This is a genomic window from Amycolatopsis sp. NPDC004079 (assembly GCF_040610415.1).
Lineage (GTDB): Bacteria > Actinomycetota > Actinomycetes > Mycobacteriales > Pseudonocardiaceae > Amycolatopsis > Amycolatopsis halotolerans.
In genome coordinates, this window is the sequence record NZ_JBEXMH010000032.1 from 26,412 (window position 1) to 47,428 (window position 21,017).

The 21,017-nt window shown below is 69.1% G+C and carries 18 protein-coding genes; 5 read left to right on the top strand and 13 right to left on the bottom strand.

The genetic code is table 11. The features are described from left to right. Nucleotides 1-36: 36 nt before the first annotated feature. From ABZX37_RS28755 to ABZX37_RS28775, 5 genes are all read right to left on the bottom strand, one after another. A complete protein-coding gene (locus tag ABZX37_RS28755) occupies nucleotides 37-846 on the bottom strand; it encodes an ABC transporter permease (RefSeq protein ID WP_344288421.1) in 810 nt (269 codons plus the stop codon). A gap of 9 nt (nucleotides 847-855) precedes the next feature. Continuing rightward, a complete protein-coding gene (locus ABZX37_RS28760) occupies nucleotides 856-1,737 on the bottom strand; it encodes an ABC transporter permease (protein ID WP_354744712.1) in 882 nt (293 codons plus the stop codon). A 126-nt stretch (nucleotides 1,738-1,863) separates the two neighbouring features. After that, a complete protein-coding gene (locus ABZX37_RS28765; protein WP_354744714.1) occupies nucleotides 1,864-3,072 on the bottom strand; it encodes an ABC transporter substrate-binding protein in 1,209 nt (402 codons plus the stop codon). Nucleotides 3,073-3,098: 26 nt separating this feature from the next. Continuing rightward, a complete protein-coding gene (locus ABZX37_RS28770; protein ID WP_354744716.1) occupies nucleotides 3,099-4,175 on the bottom strand; it encodes an ABC transporter ATP-binding protein in 1,077 nt (358 codons plus the stop codon). 32 nt (nucleotides 4,176-4,207) lie between these two features. Continuing rightward, nucleotides 4,208-5,623, bottom strand: a complete 1,416-nt coding sequence (locus ABZX37_RS28775) for a gamma-aminobutyraldehyde dehydrogenase (protein WP_354744718.1) — start codon at nucleotides 5,621-5,623, stop codon at nucleotides 4,208-4,210. Between the two features lie 113 nt (nucleotides 5,624-5,736). Here ABZX37_RS28775 and ABZX37_RS28780 point away from each other — a divergent pair, with 113 nt between their 5' ends. Both ABZX37_RS28780 and ABZX37_RS28785 read left to right on the top strand, forming a co-directional pair. Continuing rightward, a complete protein-coding gene (locus tag ABZX37_RS28780; protein WP_344288431.1) occupies nucleotides 5,737-6,480 on the top strand; it encodes an FCD domain-containing protein in 744 nt (247 codons plus the stop codon). Between the two features lie 32 nt (nucleotides 6,481-6,512). Next, entirely contained in the window at nucleotides 6,513-7,253 is a 741-nt protein-coding gene (locus ABZX37_RS28785; protein WP_344288433.1) for a cache domain-containing protein, read from the top strand. Here the strand turns inward: ABZX37_RS28785 and ABZX37_RS28790 are convergent. Continuing rightward, nucleotides 7,243-8,661: a PucR family transcriptional regulator gene (locus tag ABZX37_RS28790; RefSeq protein ID WP_354744720.1), complete on the bottom strand. Its 1,419-nt coding sequence runs from the start codon at nucleotides 8,659-8,661 to the stop codon at nucleotides 7,243-7,245. The genes ABZX37_RS28785 and ABZX37_RS28790 overlap by 11 nt on opposite strands. Nucleotides 8,662-8,814: 153 nt before the next feature. Between ABZX37_RS28790 and gabT the strand changes: the two genes are divergently transcribed. Both gabT and ABZX37_RS28800 read left to right on the top strand, forming a co-directional pair. Next, the gene (gene gabT / locus ABZX37_RS28795; RefSeq protein ID WP_354744722.1) at nucleotides 8,815-10,170 is read left to right on the top strand and encodes a 4-aminobutyrate--2-oxoglutarate transaminase; all 1,356 of its coding nucleotides are present in this window, start codon (nucleotides 8,815-8,817) and stop codon (nucleotides 10,168-10,170) included. Next, nucleotides 10,167-11,594: an aldehyde dehydrogenase family protein gene (locus ABZX37_RS28800; protein WP_354744724.1), complete on the top strand. Its 1,428-nt coding sequence runs from the start codon at nucleotides 10,167-10,169 to the stop codon at nucleotides 11,592-11,594. Before gabT ends, ABZX37_RS28800 begins: the two co-directional genes overlap by 4 nt. Here the strand turns inward: ABZX37_RS28800 and ABZX37_RS28805 are convergent. Together ABZX37_RS28805 and ABZX37_RS28810 are read right to left on the bottom strand one after the other, a co-directional pair. Continuing rightward, nucleotides 11,575-12,339, bottom strand: a complete 765-nt coding sequence (locus ABZX37_RS28805; RefSeq protein ID WP_354744725.1) for a helical backbone metal receptor — start codon at nucleotides 12,337-12,339, stop codon at nucleotides 11,575-11,577. The genes ABZX37_RS28800 and ABZX37_RS28805 overlap by 20 nt on opposite strands. Beyond that, nucleotides 12,336-13,742: an RNB domain-containing ribonuclease gene (locus tag ABZX37_RS28810; protein WP_354744813.1), complete on the bottom strand. Its 1,407-nt coding sequence runs from the start codon at nucleotides 13,740-13,742 to the stop codon at nucleotides 12,336-12,338. The genes ABZX37_RS28805 and ABZX37_RS28810 overlap by 4 nt, the downstream gene beginning before the upstream one ends. A 125-nt stretch (nucleotides 13,743-13,867) precedes the next feature. Here ABZX37_RS28810 and ABZX37_RS28815 point away from each other — a divergent pair, with 125 nt between their 5' ends. Next, entirely contained in the window at nucleotides 13,868-14,827 is a 960-nt protein-coding gene (locus tag ABZX37_RS28815) for an AAA family ATPase (protein ID WP_354744727.1), read from the top strand. 215 nt (nucleotides 14,828-15,042) lie between these two features. Here the strand turns inward: ABZX37_RS28815 and ABZX37_RS28820 are convergent, their stop codons facing one another. The 5 genes from ABZX37_RS28820 to ABZX37_RS28840 form a co-directional block, all read right to left on the bottom strand. Continuing rightward, a complete protein-coding gene (locus ABZX37_RS28820; protein ID WP_116203985.1) occupies nucleotides 15,043-15,240 on the bottom strand; it encodes a hypothetical protein in 198 nt (65 codons plus the stop codon). 24 nt (nucleotides 15,241-15,264) lie between these two features. Next, the gene (locus ABZX37_RS28825) at nucleotides 15,265-17,193 is read right to left on the bottom strand and encodes a hypothetical protein (RefSeq protein ID WP_354744729.1); all 1,929 of its coding nucleotides are present in this window, start codon (nucleotides 17,191-17,193) and stop codon (nucleotides 15,265-15,267) included. 121 nt (nucleotides 17,194-17,314) lie between these two features. Next, nucleotides 17,315-18,313, bottom strand: coding sequence for a C40 family peptidase (locus ABZX37_RS28830; RefSeq protein WP_354744815.1), 999 nt, complete (start codon nucleotides 18,311-18,313; stop codon nucleotides 17,315-17,317). Nucleotides 18,314-18,315: 2 nt separating this feature from the next. Beyond that, entirely contained in the window at nucleotides 18,316-18,915 is a 600-nt protein-coding gene (locus ABZX37_RS28835; RefSeq protein ID WP_354744731.1) for a hypothetical protein, read from the bottom strand. 4 nt (nucleotides 18,916-18,919) lie between these two features. After that, nucleotides 18,920-20,998 carry a magnesium transporter gene (locus ABZX37_RS28840; RefSeq protein WP_354744733.1) on the bottom strand — a complete coding sequence of 693 codons (2,079 nt, stop codon included), beginning with the start codon at nucleotides 20,996-20,998 and terminating at the stop codon, nucleotides 18,920-18,922. Nucleotides 20,999-21,017: the final 19 nt, after the last annotated feature.

Consider the following 21,017-nt stretch of genomic DNA (forward strand, 5'->3'; position numbering starts at 1 on the left):
TGATTCCCTCAAGGAGCCCTTCACGGACCTTCGGAGCTAGATGCGGCCGCCGCTGGAGCTGTCGCCGCCGGAAAGTCGCTGTGCCAGGTAGACCGGCACCGTCGACACGATGATCAGCACCGCCGCCACCACGTTGACCACCGGGGCCTGGTTCGGGCGGAACAGGTTGTTGTAGATCCAGATCGGCAGCGTTTCCATGCCGGTGCCGAGCGTGAACGTCGTCACGATGATCTCGTCGAACGACAGCGCGAACGCCAGCAATCCGCCTGCCAGCAAAGCGGATCGCAGCATCGGGAACGTCACCAGGCGGAACGTCGTCATGCCGTCCGCGCCGAGGTCCATCGACGCTTCTTCCAGGTTCCCGCCCATCCGGCGCAACCGGGCGACCACGTTGTTGAACACCACCACGATGCAGAACGTGGCGTGCGCGACGATCGCCGTCATCAGCCCGAGGTCAAGGCCGAAGATCGTCCGGAACGCGTTGTTCAAGGCGATACCGGTGACGATGCCGGGCAGCGCGATCGGCAGGATCACCAGCAGCGACAACGAGTTGCGCCCGAAGAACCGGTACTTCTGCAACGCGAACGCGGCCATCGTGCCGAGCACCAACGCGATCGCGGTCGCGGAAAGCCCGGCGATGACGCTGGTCCACAAGGCGTGCAGGGCGCCCTCGTTGGTGATCGCCCGGCCCCACCATTCGAGCGTGAAGCTCTTGGGCGGCCAGCCGAACGTGGTGTCGGCGTTGACCGAGTTCAGCAGGACCACCAGCAGCGGGAAATAGATCACCGCGAATCCGGCGCCGAGTGCGGTCCACAGCAGCACCCGGGCGGGTTTCGACATCCGCACGGCGGTCTCCTAGAGGTTGTCCAGCGCACCGGTGCGACGCACCGCGGCCAGGTAGACGAGCATGATCACGACCGGAACCGTCGCGACGGTCGCGGCGAACGGCAGGTTGTTGGCCGCGCCGATGTTGTCGTACACGACGTTTCCGAGCATCTGCGAGGTACCGCCGACGATCTTCACCGCGATGTAGTCGCCGAGCGACAGCGAGAAGGTGAAGATCGAACCCGCGACGATCGCCGGGAACGTCAGCGGCAGGATCACCGAACGGAACGTGCGGAAGGATTTCGCGCCGAGGTCGCCGGAAGCGTCCACCAGGGACGTCGGAAGCTTCTCGAGGCCCGCGTAGATCGGCAGGATCATGTACGGCAGCCAGAGGTAGGACAGCGTGATCACGGTCGCGGTGACGCCGTATCCCGGGCCGGACATGCCGAGCGGGTTCAGCAGCCAGTTCAGCACCCCGTTGCCGGACAACAGGGTCCGCCACGCGTACGCCTTCACCAGGTAGCTCGCCCACAGCGGCGTCATCACCATGATCACCAGCAGCCGCTGCGCCCGCGGCGACGCGAGTTTGGCCATGGCGAACGCCATCGGGAACGCGATCACCGCGTCGATCACGGTCACCAGCAGCGCGATGCCGACGGTGCGGAACGTGATCGTGCGATAAACGGAATCGCTGAACAGCGTGACGAAGTTGTCGAAGGACCAGTCGGTGACCACCTTGCCGGTGAAGACGTCGGTGGACCAGAAGGCCGTGATGAAGAGGGCGGCGAGCGCGCCGAGGTAGGCCAGGCCGAGCCAGAGCATCGGCGCGGTGAGGAGAAGTCCGAGGCGCAGCTGGGGTTTGCGGTGGAAGAAAGCCGAGATGCGGTGACTCGGCGGGCTCACGGCGGTCATGTCTTAGCGCTTTCGGGTGCGGAAGGGAGAAAAAGCCGGGGGCTGCGGGAACATTGGGGAGGGCCCGCAACCCCCGGCGGACTCACGGATGCCGGCGCGGTGGGAACCGGCATCCGCGAGAGTCGGTCAACCCTTGATCTCGGTCCAGGCCCGGGTCCAGTCGCCGTAGTCCTTGCACTTGACGTCCGTGCGGCCGTCGAGGCACTGCGGGATCGGCGTGGTCCAGTACTGGATCTTGGCGGCGTACGCGGCGTCGTTGGCGTGGTAGGTGTCGCACAGCGACTTGTCCTTGAACTCCGCACAGGCCTTGGAGTTCGCCGGGGCCTCACCGAAGTACTCGGCGACCTGGGCGTTCACCTTGGGGCTCGTGATGTAGTCCATCCACTTGTACGCACACGTCTTGTGCTGCGACTTCGCGGACACCATCCAGGTGTCCGACCAGCCGGTCGCACCTTCGCTCGGCACCGTGGCCGCGATCGGCGCGCCCTCGCTCTTCGCGAGGTTCACCGTCACCTGCCAGGCCGTGCCGATCACGCCGTCGCCGCTCTTGAGCGACTGCGTTTCCTTGAGGTAGTCCGACCAGTACTCCTCGACCAGCGGGCGCTGCTTCTTCAGCAGGTCCGTGGCCGCCTTGAACTGCTTGTCGTCCAAGGCGTACGGGTTCTTGATGCCCAGGTCAGGCTGGTGCGCCATCAGGTACAGCGCGGCGTCGGCGATGTAGATCGGGGAGTCGTAGGCAATGATCTTGCCCTTGTACTGCGACTTCTCGTCGAACATCGGCGACCACGACTTCGGCTCCGGCTGCACCTTGTCGGTGCGGTAGGCCAGCACGTTCGCGCCCCAGCCGTGCGGGATGCCGTAGGCGACGTTGTTGACGCTGTTCCACGACTTGTTCTTGAGGAACGGGTAAATGTCGTTGTAGTTCGGCACGAGCGCGGTGTTGACCGGCTCGACGTCACCCGAGGCGACCAGCCGCAGCGAGGCGTCGCCGGACGCCGAAACCACGTCGTACTGCCCGGTCTTCATCAGCGTCACGGCCTCGTCCGAGGTGCCGAACGGCTTGACGTTGACCTTGCACCCGGTCTGCTGTTCGAACGGCGTGACCCAGTTGACCTTCGCGTCGTTCGAGCCGTTTTCCGCGTAGCCGGGCCACGCGAGCACGTTCAGCTGGCCTTCCGGCTGGCCGAGCTGCGTCAGCGCGTTCAGCTTCGGCGGCGTGAAGCCCTGTGCGCCTGGCGCCGACCCCGCTTTGGAGTCGGAGCCCGAGGTGCCGCAGGCAGCGAGCAGGAGGCTCACGCCGCACAGCCCTGCGAGCAGCGTCTTCCTGTTCTTCATAGCGAGAGAAACCTTCCCGTGAGGAACTAGCCGGCTTCGGGGACCCGGAAACTGTGTTCGCGGCGCCAGCGCAGGCGGACGCGACCGTCGGCGAACTCGGTCGGCTCGCTGGTGTTCTGGCGGACAACGGACAATTGGCCCCCGGCATCGAGCGCGACAGCGTAGCGCACCGTCGAACCGGCATAAACGACATCCGTGACCGAACCGGTCGCAGAAGTCTCTCCGGGACCGGCCGGAGACGCAAGGTCTCCGTCGATGCGGATCTTCTCCGGCCGGATGCTGTAGACGCCCGGCCTGCCGATCACCGCCTCGGCGCCGCGGCCGCTGAGCAGGTTCGAGGTGCCGACAAACCCTGCTACGAAAGCACTTGCCGGGCGTTCGTACACCTCGACCGGAGTACCGACCTGTTCGATGCGGCCCGCGTTGAACACGGCGATCCGGTCGCTCATGGTGAGCGCCTCGTCCTGATCGTGGGTGACGAAGACGAAGGTGATGCCGACCTCGCGCTGGATCTGCTTGAGCTCGACCTGCATGGCTTGGCGCAGCTTCAGGTCAAGCGCGCCAAGGGGTTCGTCCAAAAGCAACACTTTCGGGTGATTTACGAGAGCGCGGGCGAGCGCGACGCGCTGTCGCTGTCCACCGGACATCTGCGCCGGCTTGCGGTCGCCGAAGTCCTCCAGCCGCACCGTGCGCAGCGCTTCCTTCGCCCGGTCCCGGCGCTCGGCTTTCGCGACCCGCTTGACTTTCAGGCCGTACTCCACGTTCTGCTGCACCGTCATGTGCGGGAAGAGCGCGTAGTCCTGGAAAACCGTGTTGACGTCGCGGTCGAACGGAGCCAATTGGCTCACGTCCTTGCCTTCGAGCTCGATCGTGCCCGCGGTCGGCAATTCGAACCCGGCGATCATCCGCAGCACGGTGGTCTTGCCGGAACCGGACGGGCCGAGCATCGAGAAGAACTCGCCGGGCGGGATGTCGAGATCGACCCCGTCCACGGCGCGCACCTTGTCGAAGTGCTTTTCCAGTCCGGTGAGCCGGATCGCCGGCTGCGCGGACTGCGGACGCCTTCCCGGCGGCCGGGTCTCGGCGGGGGCTTGATGGGGCATGACGGGCCTTCCCATGGATCTGGTCACGACGGCTACAGCGCACTCATCACGTGCTTGACGCGGGTGTAGTCCTCGAGGCCGTACAGCGAGAGGTCCTTGCCGTAGCCGGACCGCTTGAACCCGCCGTGCGGCATCTCGGCCACGAGCGGAATGTGCGTGTTGATCCACACGCACCCGAAGTCGAGTTTCGCCGAGAACTTCATGGCGCGCTGGTGATCCTTGGTCCACACCGAGGAAGCGAGGCCGTAAGGAACACCGTTGGCGTGCTTGAGCGCTTCGTCGTCCTCAGTGAACCGCTGCACCGTGATGACCGGGCCGAAGACCTCGTTCTGGATGATCTCGTCGTCCTGCTGGACGCCGGAAACCACGGTGGCCTCGTAGAAATAGCCCTCGTCGCCGGAGCGCCGTCCTCCACAGTGGACAGTCGCGTGCGCGGGGAGCCGGTCGATGAAGCCGGAGACCTTTTCCAGCTGTGCCTCGTTGTTGAGCGGACCGAAGGCGACGTCGTCGTCCGTGCCGGTCTTGTTCGCCTCGGCCTGGCGAGTGAGCGCGTTGACGAACGTGTCGTGCACGTCGTCGTGCACCAGCACGCGAGTGGCGGCCGTGCAGTCCTGGCCCGCGTTGAAATATCCAGCCGCGGCAATGGCTTCGGCGGCTGCTTCGAGATCCGCGTCCGGGAACACGATCACCGGGGCCTTGCCGCCCAGTTCGAGATGCACGCGCTTGACGTCGTGCGCCGCCGAACCGGCGACCTCGATGCCTGCTCGCACCGAGCCGGTGATCGACACCATCGCCGGAATGTCGTGCTCTACCAACGCCCGTCCGGTGTCACGGTCGCCGCAGATCACGTTGAACACGCCCGCGGGCAGGTGCTCGCCGCAGATCTCGGCGAGCAGCAGCGTGGAGGCAGGCGTGGTGTCGGACGGCTTGAGCACGATGGTGTTGCCCGCGGCGAGCGCGGGCGCGATCTTCCAGATCGCCATCATCAGCGGGTAGTTCCAAGGCGTCACCTGCGCGCAGACGCCGACCGGCTCGCGGCGGATGAACGACGTGTGGCCTTCCATGTACTCGCCGGCCGAACGGCCTTCGAGCACGCGCGCGGCGCCGGCGAAGAAGCGCACCTGGTCGATGACCGCGGGCAGCTCCTCCTCCATGGTCAGCGCGAACGGCTTGCCGGTGTCCTGCGCTTCGACGCGGATGATCTCCTCGCCGCGCGACTCGAGCGCGTCGGCGATCTTCAGCAGTGCGAGCTGCCGCTGCGCCGGGGTGGTCTCGCGCCAGCTTTCGAACGCTTCCGCGGCGACCTTCAGCGCGCGGTCCACGTCCTCGGCGCCGGCCACCGGCGCGGTGCAGTACGCACGCCCGGTAACCGGGTCGACGATTTCCGCGACCTTTCCGGACAGCGAGTCGACGTAGGTCCCGCCGATGTAGTGCTTCAACTCCTGCACGCGTGCGCCTCCTGACTCTCCGTGGCAGAATGAAACATATAACTCCATATTTCAAATGACAAGGCCCTGGGGCAGGATTGGCACCAACGGATGCCGAGACGGGTGGACCAACGATGCGCAAGGAGATGTCGAACAGCGCACGACTGGCGATGTTCGCCCCGCTGGAACAGGTGGGGCGCGCGGAAGCGGTCGCGGCGCGGCTCTTCGACGCCATCACGCTCGGTCTCCTCGACGACGCCGAGCAGTTGCCGAGCGAGGCCGAACTCGCCGCGCAGTTCCGCGTCTCCACGGTCACTGTGCGCGAGGCGCTCGCGGTGCTGCGGCAGCAGGGTCTCGTCGAAACGCGGCGCGGGCGCGGCGGCGGCAGCTTCGTGCGCACCCCGGACTGGCCCGCGCAGAGTTCCTGGGCCGAACGCCTGCGATTGGTCTCAATGGCTGAACTTCGCGACTTCGGCGACCACTACCTCGCCGTCGCGGGCTCGGCCGCGAAACTCGCCGCCGAACGCAGCACTCCCGAAGATCTCGAACGGCTGCGGCTCACCGCGGAAGACCTCCTCGGCGCGAGCGGCCCCGACGCGACCCGCGCGGAGCGGCACTTCCACCTCGAAGTCGCCGCCGCCGCACAGTCCCCGCGGCTCACCAACCAGGAAGTTCAGCTGCAGAGCGAACACGGCGTATTGCTCTGGGCGCCCCTCGGCGACAAGGAAACCTGCCGTGGGTCTTACGCTGAGCACCAGGCGATCGTCACCGCGATCGCCTCGGCCGACGGCGATCGGGCGCGCGCCTTGACCGAAGAACACCTTCTCGGCGCGCTTGATCGGCTCGCAGATCTGCACCTGACCCTCGAAACGCCGTAAGCTCCGATGACCCGCATCACGAGGTGAGCATCGTGACCGACACCCACACGCTGACCGGCGAAGAGGTAGTGACCCAGGTTTCCGCCCTCGTCGAGGAGATTTTCGCGCGCCTGAAACCAGTTCTGGCCGCCGCGGAAACGCTGCTCGGCGAAACCGCCGACCTGTCCGCCGAAGCGCTGCACACGATCCGGCCGCAGGTCATCGAGGCGCTCGGCGGCCTCGTGGTCGGCGCGGGCTTCGTGAGCGCGCCGAATGTCCTGGCTGATCAGGAACTCGGCTTCGAGTGGTGGACTTCGTGCCGCACCGACGACGGCGCGCCGGAACAGCTGTTCATCAGTCTCGATCCGGAGAGCCCTAATTTCCTTGACTACACGCGGCAATCGTGGTTTACCGTCCCGCGCGACAGCGGACGGCGGCACGTCAACGGGCCGTACGTGGACTATCTCTGCACTGACGAATACACGCTGACGTTCACCGTGCCGGTCACGCGCGGTGAGGAATTCGCCGGAGTCGTTGGTGCGGACGTGTATGTGCGCGAGTTCGAGCGCACGGTGAGTCGCCGGCTTCGCGCGCTCGGCCGGACCGCCGCGTTGCTCAACGCGCAGGGCCGGGTGATCGTCTCGAACAGCGTGCGGAAGGCGACCGGGTCGCTGGTGCGCGAGATCGACGTGCCAGCCTGGTGGGCCTCCGGTGCGGAACCGTACACGGCGCCGGGCGGGATGACGTTGCGGCGCTGCGGAGATTCGCCGATCACGTTGCTGGTCACGACCTAATCTGAAGGGCGAACCACAGTTCCGCGCGGACGCCCGGTGCGTCGAGGTCCCGGCCCAGCAGTTCGGCCGCCTTGGTGACCCGGTTGCGCAAGGTGTGCCGGTGCACGCCGAGCTTCGTCGCGGCGAGGTCCCAGTGGCCGTGGTGCTCGAGCCAGCAGCGCAGGGACAGCTCCAGGTCGCCGCGACCGGTCCGGTCGAACTCCCGCACCGGCGCGAGGAGCTGGTCGGAAAACGCTTGCGCGGCTTGGTGATCGACCACGCCGAGCAGTCCGGCCCCAGCGTGATCGGCGTAGCGCAGCATCGGCACGCGCTGGGTCCGCGCCGCCTCGGCTGCTTCTTCCGCCTGCCTTAGCGCGGTCGGGAACTCCCCTGTCGACAGTCCACTGTGGAACTCCCCGGTCTCGGCGACGATCGCGCTCACCTCGTCGTTCTCGGCCAGCACGATCAGCTTGTCCCCGCGATGCGCGGCGAACACTTGCCCGGCAAGGGTTTCCAGCCGTTCGTACAGCGTGTTTCGCGCGGCCTTGCTTCCTGCCACCGCGAGCACCGTCCACGGCTCCGGCGGAAGATCCGGCACGACCTCGCGAGCCAGCTCACGGTGTCCGGCGGCGAGCAGCTCCAGCACGCCGGTGTGCAGTTGGGAGAGCGAAAGCCGCTGTGCCCGATCCTGTTCCAGGGCAAGGGAAAGCAGCGATACCGCCGTGTTGACGATGTGCTGTCCGGTGCTGTCCAACGGTTCCGCGGTACCGACCGCCAACGCACCCCGCGTGTGCAGAGTCTGGATGACGACCTCGTCGTCGCCATGGGACACCACGCGCGTGCCTGCGCGAAGGCCGGTGACGTCCAGCTCGGCACTGCGCGCCTTGGCCGACGACGCCTCGCGCACGCGTCCGGCGGAGTCGTAGAGCACGACCCAGCCGTCGATGAGCCGCGCGAGCCGCCGCACCACTCCCCCCGCACCGCTGCGCCCGACCGCGGTCCTCGTCAGCTCCTGTTGAGCGCGGCCGATCCGTACCGTCGCGGCATACTCGTCGGCTGCGACCGACCGGGACACCGCGCGCGTGATCGCGATGAACGGCGTCTTCCGCGGGACCTCCAGTACCGGCAACCCGACCTCGTCGGCGACCGCTACCAACGCGTCCGGCACCTTCGCGTGGCTCAGCCCGACACCGAAGCCGAGCCCGGCGACGTCCGCCTCGACCAGCCGCCGGATGTACGCCGCGTAGGTCGCGCTGTAGAGCGTCAGGCCGGTCGTGAGCAGCAGTTCCCCGCCTTCGAGGAAGCTCTGCGGGTCGGTCAGCTCGGTGGGGTGCACCCAGCCGATCGGGCGGTCCAGCCCGGCCTCGCCCGCGACCACACGCAGGCCGAGCGCGGGTTCGGCGGCGAGGGCGCGCAGGGTCAGTGCCATAACGGCTAATTGTAGACGTCAAGTTGGACAGAACGGCCAGCTGACGGCGGGCGGCGCAGGCCCCATCCTGAGGGCGACCCACCTGAAAGCTCGTGAGTGCGCATCGCGGTTCTAACCGGGATTAACACTCACGACCCGCGACGTAGGAGCGCCGTGACCACGAGCACCGCCGCCGAGCCGCAGGCTCCGGCACCCCGGCAGCGCAGGCTGCAGACCGAGATCCCCGGGCCCGTCTCCCGCGCGCTGCAAGAACGCCGCGCGAACGCGGTCGCCGCCGGGGTCGCGTCCACGCTGCCCGCCTACATCACCTCCGCCAGCGGCGGACTGCTCACCGACGCCGACGGCAACGTGCTGATCGACTTCGGTTCCGGGATCGCGGTGACGAGCGTCGGGCATTCCGCGCCCGAGGTGGTCGACCGAGTGCGCGAGCAGGCGGCGCTGTTCACCCACACCTGCTTCATGGTGACCCCGTACGAGGGTTACGTGGAGGTTTGCGAGGCGCTGGCCGAGCTGACCCCGGGCGACCACGCGAAGAAGTCGGTGCTGTTCAACTCCGGTGCCGAAGCGGTCGAGAACGCGGTGAAGATCGCGCGCACCGCCACCGGTCGCCAGGCCGTCGTGGTGTTCGACCACGCCTACCACGGCCGCACCAACCTGACCATGGGCATGACCGCGAAATCGGTGCCCTACAAGCACGGCTTCGGCCCGTTCGCGCCCGAGGTGTACCGCGTGCCGGGCTCCTACCCGTACCGCGACGGGCTGGCCGGCCCGGAGGCCGCGCGGCAGGCGATCGACCGGATCGAGAAGCAGATCGGCGGCGACCAGGTCGCGGCCGTCGTGCTCGAACCGATCCAGGGCGAGGGCGGGTTCATCGAGCCCGCGCCCGGCTTCCTGCCCGCGATTTCCGCGTGGTGCAAGGCGAACGGCGTCGTGTTCGTCGCCGACGAGGTGCAGACCGGCTTCTGCCGCACCGGAAACTGGTTCGCCTCGCAGCACGAGGACGTCATCCCCGATCTGGTCTGCACGGCCAAGGGCATTGCGGGCGGTCTTCCGCTCGCCGCGGTGACCGGGCGCGCGGAGCTGCTCGACGCGGTCGGCCCGGGCGGGCTCGGCGGCACCTACGGCGGCAACCCGATCGCGTGCGCCGCGGCGCTGGGCGCGATCGAGACCATGCGCAACGACGGCCTGACCGGTTCCGCGAAGCGCATCGAGGAACTGGTGCTGCCGCGGCTTCGGGCGCTGGCCGAGGAAACCGGCGTGATCGGCGACATCCGCGGACGCGGCGCGATGCTGGCCGCCGAGTTCGTCAAGCCGGGCACGAACGAGCCGGACGCCGACCTCACCAAGCGCATTGCCGCCGCCTGCCACGCACAGGGTGTCGTGGTGCTGACCTGCGGCACGTACGGCAACATCGTCCGGCTGCTTCCCCCGCTGTCCCTGTCCAACGAGTTGCTCGACGAAGGCCTCGCCGTTCTCGAGTACGCAATCGCCACGGAGGCCCGCAAGTGACTTTCCCGTTCTGGGTGGCCGGAAAGCCGGTAACCAGCAGCGAAACCACCGTCGTCCGGCATTCGTTCGACGGTTCCGAGGCCGGTTCGCACTATCTTCCCGGACCGTCCGAAGTGGAGGCCGCGGTCCAGGCCGCGGCCGACGTCGCCGACGAGTACGCGACGCTGCCCGCGCACGTCCGCGCCGGCGCGTTGGACCACATCTCGCGGCGGCTTTCCGAGCGGGCGGAGGAGATCGCGCAGCTGATCACCGCCGAATCGGGCAAGCCGCTGAAGTGGTCGCGCGGCGAGATCGGCCGTGCGGTGTCGACGTTCCGCTGGGCGTCCGAGGAGGCCCGCCGGTTCTCCGGCGACCTGCAGCGCCTCGACACCGACCCGGGCGGCACCGGACGGCTCGCGCTCGTCCGGCGCGTGCCGCGCGGTCCGGTGCTGGGCATCACACCGTTCAACTTTCCGCTGAACCTGGTGGCGCACAAGGTCGCCCCGGCGATCGCGGTCGGCGCGCCGATCGTGCTCAAGCCGGCCCCGGCGACGCCGCTGACCGCGTTGCTGCTCGGCGAAATCCTTGCCGAGACCGATCTTCCGGCGGGCAGCTGGTCGATTCTGCCGCTGGGCAACGAAGCGACCGCCGAACTGGTCAAGGACCCGCGGCTGCCGGTCGTGTCGTTCACCGGTTCGGTGCCGGTCGGCTGGGCGATCCGCGACAGCGTGCCGCGCAAGCACGTCGCGCTGGAGCTCGGCGGCAACGGCGCGGTGCTCGTCTGTCCGGATTGGACTGACCTCGACTTCGCCGCACAGCGGATCGCGACGTTCGCCATGTACCAGGCCGGACAGTCGTGCATTTCGGTGCAGCGGGTGTACGCGCACACGGACGTCTACGACGAACTGCAGGCGAAGGTTCTCGAGCAGGTCGCCGCGCTGCGCACTGGAAACCCGCGCGAGGACGGCGTCGACGTTGGCCCGCTGGTCAACGAGGCAGCTGCTTCGCGGGTCGAATCCTGGGTCACCGACGCGGTTGTCGCCGGTGCCAAGCTGCTGGCCGGCGGTGGCCGCAAGGGTGCGACGGTGGAGCCGACCGTGCTCGCCGAAGCTCCCGAGGACGCTTCGGTGATGGCGGACGAGGTGTTCGGCCCGGTGGTCTCACTGGTTCGCGTGTCCTCTGTGGACGACGGCGTCGAGCGGATCAACGCGTCCCGCTTCGGTTTGCAGACCGGCGTTTTCACCCGCGATCTGCCGACGGCGTTCGACGTGTCGGCGCGGCTCAAGGTGGGCGGCGTGCTGGTCGGCGACGTGCCGAGCTTCCGCGCCGACCAGATGCCGTACGGCGGGGTGAAGGACTCCGGCGTCGGCCGGGAAGGCCCGGCCGCGGCGATGGCGGACTTCACCGAGGAGCGCGTGACCGTCCTTACTGGACTGACTCTCTGAGCGCCGCGCAGGCGTCCACGAGGGACGGTCCGTACCACGTGAGGTAGCGCCCGGAAATCAGCACCGGGCGCATCTCCGGGAAGAAGCCGGGGCCGTCGTCCTGGGTGAATTCGTACGGCTCGTCGGGCAGTACGACCAGGTCGGCCCCGGTCTTCTGGAGTTCTTCCAGCGACGGCCGGGGATACCGCTCCGAGTGTCCCGAGTAGACATTCTCAATCCCGACGCGGCGCAGCACGTCACCGGCGAAGGTGTCGCGCCCCAGCACGATCCACGGCTTGCGCCACACCGGGATCACCGCCCGGTATCGCACCGGCTCCACCTCGCGCCACAGCTCATCCGCGGTGTCGAGCCATTCCGGTTCGTCGATGCCGTACACCTGACCGAAAATCCGCCGCAACGAACCCAGGGCCGCGGGCACGGATTCCGCCGCGGCCATGACGAACACCGGAATCCCGTTGGCGCGCAGGGTTTCGACGTCCTCCGGCCGATTCTCCTCGGAATTCGCCAGCACCAGATCCGGCTTGAGCGCGAGCACCCGGTCGAGCTTCGGGTACTTCGACCCACCGACCCGTTCCACGTCCAGATCGGCCGGATGCGTGCAGTAGTCCGTCGCCCCGATCAACCGCCCAGGCGCGCTGACTTCCACCGCCTCGGTCAGCGAAGGCACCAGCGACACCACTCGCCGCGGCGGCCCCTCGATCGGCACCGGCTCCCCGAGATCATCGACCAGTTCCGAGTTCCTCATACCCGTTCGAACGACACCTTCCGCTGCTCGACGTCCACTTCGGTCAGCCGCACCGCGATCCGCTCGCCCTCCGGGAACTTCTCGCCGGAGCACTTCGCCATCACCGGCGGGTTCTCGACCAGGATTTCCGCGCGCGTCTCCTCCGCGCGCAGCACCACCGCGGTGAACTCGTGACCCACATGTTCAGCGAGTACCCACGCCTCGACCTGATCTATGCACGCCCGCTCGACCCGCGCGGCCAGACTGTCCGAAGCGGACATCTGCGCCGGTACTTCAGACAACGCCTCGCGGACCCAATCCGGCACGTCGCGCCCCGCCGTCACCGCCAGGCACACCTCGGTGCCGAACCGGTCGACCAGCCGACGAATCGGCGCCGTGACATGCGCGTACGCCCCGCCGATCCCGGCATGCGTCGTAACCGCGGGCAATTCCCCGGCGAAGGCCGTGTAACCCGCGCCCCGCAAAAGCCTGGTGGTGTCCGCGTACAACGCCATCGACGCGGGCTGTCCCGGGTCCAAAGTAGACAGAAACTCGGACACCGTCAGCTCGACCGGCCAGGCCAGCCCGGTCGCCGCCGCGGACCGGCGCAGCCATTCCACCGCGTCCGGCTCCGGCGACGGCAGCGTCCGCAATACCCCGATCCCGGCGTCGATCATGATCCGTGCCGCGGCCATCCCGGTGAGCAAAGAGATTTCGGCGTTCCACGCGTCGACGACCGTCCGCGGCCGGCGCGCGAGAATCCAGCCGCCGTCGATGTCGCCGCTGATTTCCTGCTCCGGCAACTGCAACTCGACCGCGCCGCGCCGTACCGCGAGACTGCGCCGCAACCGGCCCAGCTCCGGCAACGCCGCCACCGACGGATGCGGTTTCCCGGCGTCGAGCGACGACTGGACCCCTTCGTAGTCAAGCTGCTCAGTCGAACGCACCAGTGCCCGCCGAACGCGCGTGGCGACGATTTCCCCAGCCTCGTCGACGTCGATCGTCCACAACACCGCGGGCCGGATCTCGCCTGGCAGCAGACTGGCCGCGCCTTCGGACAGCACCGGCGGATGCAGCGGGACATTGCCGTCCGGGAGGTACAGCGTCTGCCCGCGCCGCCGCGCCTCGTGATCGAGCGCCCCGCCCGGCGGCACGAACGCCGCCAGGTCCGCGATCGCGTACTGCACCCGGAACCCGGTGCCGCGCCGCTCGATCACCATCGCCTGGTCGAGATCCTTGGACCCGGGCGGATCGATCGTGACGAACGGCAGGTCAGTGGCGTCCTCGCGGCCGCCGGCCGACGCGAGCGGATCGAGCACCGCCGTTTCGGCCTCCGCGAGCACCGCGGGCCCGAACGACTCCGGCAGCGCGAACTCCGCCCGGAGACGACCGAAGTCCCCTCCCGACGCTGGCGTCCTCAGCACGAGTGGCGGCACGGTCCAACACTATCCCGCCGAACCGCCGATGATCGCCCGTTCGGGCGCGGGCCGGTCGGGTGTAGCCTGCCTGGCATTGATAACCGTCTTCATTTTCAGAAGGGGCCGAATCGGTGAAGATCGCGTTCGTCGGCAAGGGCGGCAGCGGGAAAACCACGCTCTCGTCGCTGTTCGTCTCGTACTTGGCGGGTGCGGGCAAACCGGTGCTGGCCATCGACGCCGACATCAACCAGCACCTCGCGGTAGCCCTGGGCGCGACCGAAGAACAGGCGCTGGCGTGGCCGACGCTGGGCGAGCACATGCCGCTGATCAAGGACTACCTGCGCGGCGACAACCCGCGGATCGCGTCCGCCGACGCCATGATCAAAACCACCCCGCCCGGCCGCGGCTCGCGGCTCGTGCGCCCGTTCGAAGACAACCCCGTCTTCGACACCTGCTTCCGCCCGCTAGGCGACGTCCGCCTGGGCGTCACCGGCAAATTCGACGAGGACGACCTGGGCGTCGCCTGCTACCACTCGAAGGTCGGCGCGGCTGAGTTGTTGCTGAACCACCTGGTGGACAGCACGGACGAGTACGTCGTGATGGACATGACCGCCGGCGCCGACGCGTTCGCCTCGGGTCTGTTCACGCGCTTCGACGTGACGTTCCTGGTATGCGAACCGACCCTGCGCAGCGTCGGTGTTTACCGTCAGTACGCGGATCACGCGCGGGACTTCGGGGTTCACCTGGTTGCCGTCGGGAACAAGGTCACCGACAGCGACGACGTGGATTTCCTGACCACGCAACTGGGTTCGGCCCTGCTGGGCTGGATGACGACGTCCGGCCACGTCCGAGCTGCCGAACGCGGCACGACGCGGCCGATCGGCGAACTGGAACCGCGCAACCTGGCGACGCTGGCCGCGATGCAGGAACTGGTGGACACGACGCCGCGCGATTGGGCTCGGTATCAGCGGCAGGGAGTGGAATTCCACCTGCGGAACGCGCGGGCCTGGGGAAACGGGCGCGCGGGAGCGGATCTGGCGGAGCAGGTAGACCCGGAGTTCGTCCTGGATCCGGCTCTCGTGGCGGGATAGCTGTCTTTGTGAAGGGACCGAGGCCGCCGACCGGACTTGATGTGTCCGGTCGGCGGTTTTCCGTTGTCCCGCGGCCCGGTTGCGCCCGCCAGTCAGGTCTGGCAGTGGGAACCAGCAGGCCAGTCGCTGTCGCATCGGCCTGACAGGCGCGCTCTATGTCCGGGGCCTGGCGAGCCGACTCCCGCCACTCAGGCCTGACCGCGAGCGTCAGACGATCAGTCGCCGTCCCACGAACGGTCGGCCGCGTCGGCCTGGCGGGTGCGTTCGCGGGCGATGTCGAGCGCACGGCGGGCCGTGGCCTCGTCCGGGTAGGGGCCGAGGAGGTCCGCTCCTCGGCTGCGTTCCAGGTGCTCGACTTCGCGGGTCCGGGTGTTGTAGTACCAGCCCTGGTCCGGGTTCGGGTCGTCAGACATGGGTTCAGCCTGACACCTGCCCGCTCATTTGCGCCAGCGGAACGGGACCTCGGTGGGCTGCCCGGTGGGCCCGAAGTCGGTCGGGCCGTCGTCCTCGTGGTCGGGGTGCTCGTCGAACCACCCGCGGTCGTCCGGAACCGGGATGCCGCGCGGCGGGGTCGCCGCGTCGTCCGCCGGGGAGGAAGCGCCGTAATCCGGCTTCGGCACCGGCGGTACGGCTGATTCCTTGCCGGGAAAGACCGGCGGCTCCTCCCGATACGTCCGCGACGGCTGCGGTGGCCCGGACGGACCAGTTTCCTGCCCGGGGAAAACCGGCAGCGGTCGTCCGTCCGGTCCGGTCTCGGCGGGCCGTCGGCGGCCACTGGGCTGCGGCAGTTGGAACGGGGTGCCCGTGGCGGGAGGGACCGGCTGCGACGGTCCGGTCGCGTTCGGGTTTGCCGGTTGCGCTGGGGATTGCTGCGCGGGCGGAGCCGGTTGGGCGCTGGGTGCGGGCGGAAGCGGTTGCTGGGCAGGGGGGTTCGCTGGCGGAAGCGGTTGCGGGACAGGCTGCGCCGACGGTTGCTGCACCGGCGCGGTCTGTTGCGGGGCAGGCGCGGGCGGAGTCTGGTGCTGCGCAGCCGGTGCAGTCGGCGGAATCGGCTGCGCGGGTTGCTGCGCAGGCGGCTGCTCCGTGACCGGCGCGGCAGGAGGCGGAACCTGTTGCGGTGTCCCGGAAACGGGCGGGTGCGCGGACGGAGCTTGCGGCGCCGGGGACGGAGCGACGTACTGCGGCTGTTGCACTCCTGGCTGAGGAGCCTGGCCGTGCGCTGGATTTCCCTGCGGCGGCAATGGTTCCGCGGGTCGCGCGGGCTGCCTCGGCTCGTGGACGTACGGCTTCGGCTGCCACGACTGCCTCGCCCGCAACTGCGAATCGACCGGTTGCGCGGGAGCCGGAGCCTCGTGCGGTGCGGGGGCAGAGGCCGGAGAGGCCGGAATCGTCGGTGCGGGAACCGCGGGCGGCACCTCTTCCACCGCGGGCGGAGCGGAATCCGCGGTGCCCGAGTTGCGCGGAGGAACCGGCTTTTCGACAGTCGTGCCCGAGTCAGTTGCGGGCACTGGATCAGGCTGGGGCGCCTCTGCCACAGGTGCCGGGCTGGCCGTCTCCGGAACCTGGTCAGCCGTCGCAGCGGGCGAGACCGGCGCGGGCGGTTCCGCCATCGCAGCGGGCGGCGCAGGCGGGACAGGCGCGGGCGGTTCCGGTGCCTTGACCTGGCCGTTCGTCACCGGCTCCGGATTCGCTACCGGAACCGAGCCAGTACCAGCGGCCGAGCGGGTCTCCTCCGGCGGACGAGGCACCTGACCAGTGTTAACCGGCCCAGCCGCCCCCTCCTCAGGCCCGTTGGGAACCGACCGCCACACCGGTGCCGGTCCGATGTTCATCGGCACCGGCGCGGGCAACGGCCCCACCGGCCGCACCTCCCCGGCAGGCGCCGGACCCGCCGCGGCCGGGCGCGGGATCGGGTCCAGGCAGGACACCAGCACAGTCGTCCGGTCCGGGTCCTGGACCTTCCGGCCGCTCCGTTCCCGGTAAACCATCTCCCCTTCGGCGTCCATCTCCACCAGGTAACCCGCCTCCGCGAGCTGCTCCTCGTCGAGATCGACCAACCGCTCGTAACGGGACGGGACCACCCGATAGACCGGCCACGACAACCGCGCATGCCCTGCGTGGAACTGGGCCAGCAAAGCCGCCATTTGTTGCTGCCACGGCAGCGACATGCCCTCCGCCAGGGAGCGCGGCAGGACGACGTACCCGCCGTCCACTCCGGGCATTCCCTGGTTCAGCAGGTCCGCCAACGGGGTGCTGGACGCGGGGTGCGCGGACTGGCGCGGCGGCTGCGGTGCGCCGAACAGCGCCGCCGGGTCCTGGGGCTCGCTCTGGCCTGACTTGCCTCGCTTGCCGAATTTCCGTGCCACGTGTGCCATCCTCTGCCAGCGCGCGGCCACGTGCTCGTGGACAGGCCGCGACTTCGGGGTGAATCCGGACCCGCGGTACTGGGCGCCCGCGGGTCAAGAGCCGATGCCTCCCGCACCCATGCTAGACGCCGGGGCGCACCGCCTGCGGCACCACTTGACGCTCGTCGAACGAGAACGGGCGGATGTGCACCGGGACGCCGGTCTGCTGGGCCTCGACGATCTTGCCGTCTCCCAGGTACATCGCGACGTGGTGGATGGTCGTCGGGTCGGCCGGGTCGGTGGCGAGGAAAATCAGGTCGCCGGGCTGTGCTTCGCGCACCGGCAACATCGCGCCCGCCTTGTACTGGTCCTGCGAAACGCGTGGCAGGACCACGCCCGCCGACTCGTAGGCGCGCAGCATCAGGCCGGAACAGTCGTAGGAGTCCGGGCCGGTCGCGCCCCAGATGTAGGGCTTGCCCTGCTCGCCGAGGGCGAACTTGATCGCCTGCGCGGCGGCCTGGCTCGGCGGCAGCGCGGCGCCCATGCCCTGCCCGCAGCCGACCACATCCGCGATCTGGCCCATGTTCTGCACCAGCGAGGCCGCCATGGCCTCCCAGCGGTGGTACCGGTCCGGGAAACCGGACCGCTCGACTCGCTGCGCTGCGTCGCCGGGGCGCAGGTTTTCCCAGTCCGGGACGCCGAGCAGGACGTCGAAGAATTTGTTGATCGCGTAGTTCGGGTCGGTGACCTGGGCCGCGCTGCCCCAGTTCATCGACGGGCGCATCTGGAAGATGCCGAGCGAGTCGCGGTCGCCGAAGTTCACGTTGTGCAGCCGCGATTCGGTCATCCCGGCCTGGATCGCGACCTGCCACGCGCGCGGCGCGAGGCTGCGCTGCTTGCCGATCGCGATGATGAGCGAAACCGTGCCGCGCGACTCCTGGTCGAGTTCGGCGGCGTCCGAACCGCCCTGCTCCGGCTGGCCGGGCTGGGTCGGGCCGATCGCGGCGTCGCACGAGGTCAGCGCGATGCCGCCGGCCGCCGCCTGCTGCTGGTCGTTCACGACCTTCGTCACGACGTTGGTGGTGAGCACCGTGGCGAAAACCGCGGCGATCAGCACCGAGACGAGAATGGCCAGCTTCACGGTCAGCTCGCCTGGTCGTAATCCGACACTCGCCACCCCGCGCTGATTTTGACCACGGTGATGCTGAGTTTCGGACCGTCGGTGGGGACCACGACCTTGACCGAGCTGGAGTAGGACTGCGTGACCGTCGGATCGCCGGTGACCTTGGTGGCGGGGATGTTCGCGGGGTCCACTGTGGACATGACGGGGAGGTACTCGTCGGTGGTGAGCCCGCGCATCCCGTTGAGCCAGTCGGCGTTCGAGATGCCCGCCGGATGGCGGACCCAGGCGTTCGCCCACTGCCTCGCGACGTTCACCGCCTCCGGGCTCGGCGGCGCCGACGTCGGGGTGACCAGCGGCTGCGACAGCCGGGTCGGCAGGGTTTCAGTGCTCGGCACCGGAGCCGCGACGCCGGTGCGCGGTCCGGCCGACGAGTTCGGCGGAGCCGCTCCCGGCTGCGCGGACGCCGGTTTGCCCAGCACCTTCGGCAGGCCGATGCCCAGCGCGGTGATCACCAGCGCGAGGAACACCAGCGTGCCCACGAGGTGCCGGGGCGAGCGGAGCGGGTAGCCCCACAGGCGGCGGTACACCGCGGTCCGGCCGCGGTTGGTGCGGATCGGCATCGCCTCACCGCCCCATGACCTGGTCGGTGTCGCGGACCTCGATGCCGCGCGACGGGCGGTACAGCACGAACACCGGTTTCCCGGCCACGACCTCGGGGTCCACCCGGCGCGGCTGGGCCCGGATGCCCTGGGTCGGCACGGTGAACCCGGGCTGGTCCGGGGCAGGCGAGGAGTAGCCGCGGTCCGGCGCGGCCATCCGGGACGGCACGACCACCGGTTCCGGCTCGTCGCTCCACCGCCGGTCGGCGACCGGGGACGTGTCGACCTGGCGGCTTTCCTTGACCGGCCAGCGCGCACCCGCCATGACGTAGTCGCCGGGCGCACCGGCCACCGGGTGGTACTGGCCGAACACCGGCGCGCCTCCCCCGCCGCCCGCGGGCAGCGCGCCCGCGGCCGACTGCGCGGGACCGACCGCGCCCGGCCACGGAGCACCGGACCAGGCCGCCGCGGGCCGGGCCGCGCGGGAGCCGTTGTCGAGCCGCTGCGAGCTGGCGAACACCGCCGCCTCGGGCCGATACCGGCCGCCGCCGACCGTCGCGCCGATCGGGCCGCGCTGCTCGCCGTCGACGACGTCGTCGGTGTCGCGGACGTTCTGCCAGAACTCGTCCTGCGGCGTCGGCCCGTTCTTCCGGCGGAACCGGGAGAACAGCCCGCCGCCCGGCGACGGCACCGCCGCGCCGACCATGCTGACCGACATCTCGACCATCTGCCACAGCCGCCGCACCGGCCGGCCGACCAGGAACAACAGCACCGTGATGAGGCCGGCGAGGACCATCTTGGTGAGCAGGTTGAGCCCGTCGCCCGCGGCGAAGATCGCCTGCAGCAGCAGCGCGTGCACGCCGGCCAGCACCGACAGCACGACCAGGTTGAACGCGATGCCGCCGGCGACCTTGAGCACGCGGCGCAGGATCTCCGGGTTCAGCAGCGCGACCAGCCCGATCAGCGGCGCGGTGAGCGCGAACAGGCGGATCAGCACCTGCGCGAGCAGCACGGACGCCTTGGCCAGCAACTGGAAGAGCGAGTAGACGAGGCTCTGGCCCAGGGCAAGGAACCCGGCGCCGGTGCGGCCGCCCGCCTCGCCGGTGAAGTAGCCGGTGGCGGGGCCGAGCTTGGTGGAGATGTCTTTGAAGGCGGCCTTTTTGGCGTCGACGACGTTCTGCTTGGCGTCGTCGCCGTTCACCAGCTGATCGCGGGTGAATGCCTGCGCGTCCAAAAGCGGCTTGCCGTACTGCTGGGCTTGCGGGGCGGTGGGCGAACCGAACTCGCCGCGCAGCCAGTTGTCGTAGACGACCTGGTTGTGCAGGTCCGTGGGCAGGATGTCGCGGACGATCCGGTTCTGCGACGAGTCGACGAATCCCGCCTGGATGTTGGTGGTGGTCTGGACGATCGCCTTGTCGATCGGATCGAAATATCTCAGCATCGCCAGCGACGAAGCGGCCAGCCAGACGCCCGCCATCGCGTAGAGCGCCCGTTTGCTGACCCCGGCGAGGTCACCGCGCCAGATGTTGCGGAACAACATGATCGACAAGATCAGCGCGACCAGGCCGAACAACTGCGCGTAGATGTTGTTGTAGACCTTCTCCGCGCCCGATTTCACCGCGTTGTAGATCGGGTTCAGCAACCCGCCCTCGAGGACGGTGTAGTGCAGCGAGTTCGTGGCGCCGACGATGTTCTTGCCGACGTTGAACAGCTGGTTCCCGGCCCAGGTGTCGATGGTCGAGCTGGGCGACGCGATGGCGGAAAGCGCCGTGCAGTTGGTCTGATAGGTGTTCCAGACCGTGCCCGCGTAGCTGTAGTCGATGTAGGCGCTGCCAGGTTCGCCATGGCCCTCGGGCGGGTCGAGCGCGCCGACCATGCCCGCTCCCGGACGCTCCGGGTTAGGCGATTCCCCGCAAGCCGCCGCGTTGGCCGCCGGGGCGAACAGCACCGTCTGCAGGCCGATCACCGCCACCACGGCCAGCAGCGACGCACGCCGGCTGGGCCGACGCCCGCCCGGCTTCGGGCCCTCCTTGACGCGTTTGCGCAGCGCGTGCCAGCCGGCGGCGAACGCGAGGACGAACGCCAGCGTGAAGACGGTGTTCACGCAGGCCTCCTCACAGCCG

What these genes read in the sequence shown, in the direction of transcription:
- ABZX37_RS28760 (WP_354744712.1), bottom strand. Translation starts at nt 1,737, where the DNA reads ATGACCGCCGTGAGCCCGCCGAGTCACCGCATCTCGGCTTTCTTCCAC.
- ABZX37_RS28765 (WP_354744714.1), bottom strand. Translation starts at nt 3,072, where the DNA reads ATGAAGAACAGGAAGACGCTGCTCGCAGGGCTGTGCGGCGTGAGCCTC.
- ABZX37_RS28770 (WP_354744716.1), bottom strand. Translation starts at nt 4,175, where the DNA reads ATGCCCCATCAAGCCCCCGCCGAGACCCGGCCGCCGGGAAGGCGTCCG.
- ABZX37_RS28780 (WP_344288431.1), top strand. Translation starts at nt 5,737, where the DNA reads ATGCGCAAGGAGATGTCGAACAGCGCACGACTGGCGATGTTCGCCCCG.
- ABZX37_RS28790 (WP_354744720.1), bottom strand. Translation starts at nt 8,661, where the DNA reads ATGGCACTGACCCTGCGCGCCCTCGCCGCCGAACCCGCGCTCGGCCTG.
- ABZX37_RS28805 (WP_354744725.1), bottom strand. Translation starts at nt 12,339, where the DNA reads ATGAGGAACTCGGAACTGGTCGATGATCTCGGGGAGCCGGTGCCGATC.
- ABZX37_RS28820 (WP_116203985.1), bottom strand. Translation starts at nt 15,240, where the DNA reads ATGTCTGACGACCCGAACCCGGACCAGGGCTGGTACTACAACACCCGG.
- ABZX37_RS28835 (WP_354744731.1), bottom strand. Translation starts at nt 18,915, where the DNA reads ATGCCGATCCGCACCAACCGCGGCCGGACCGCGGTGTACCGCCGCCTG.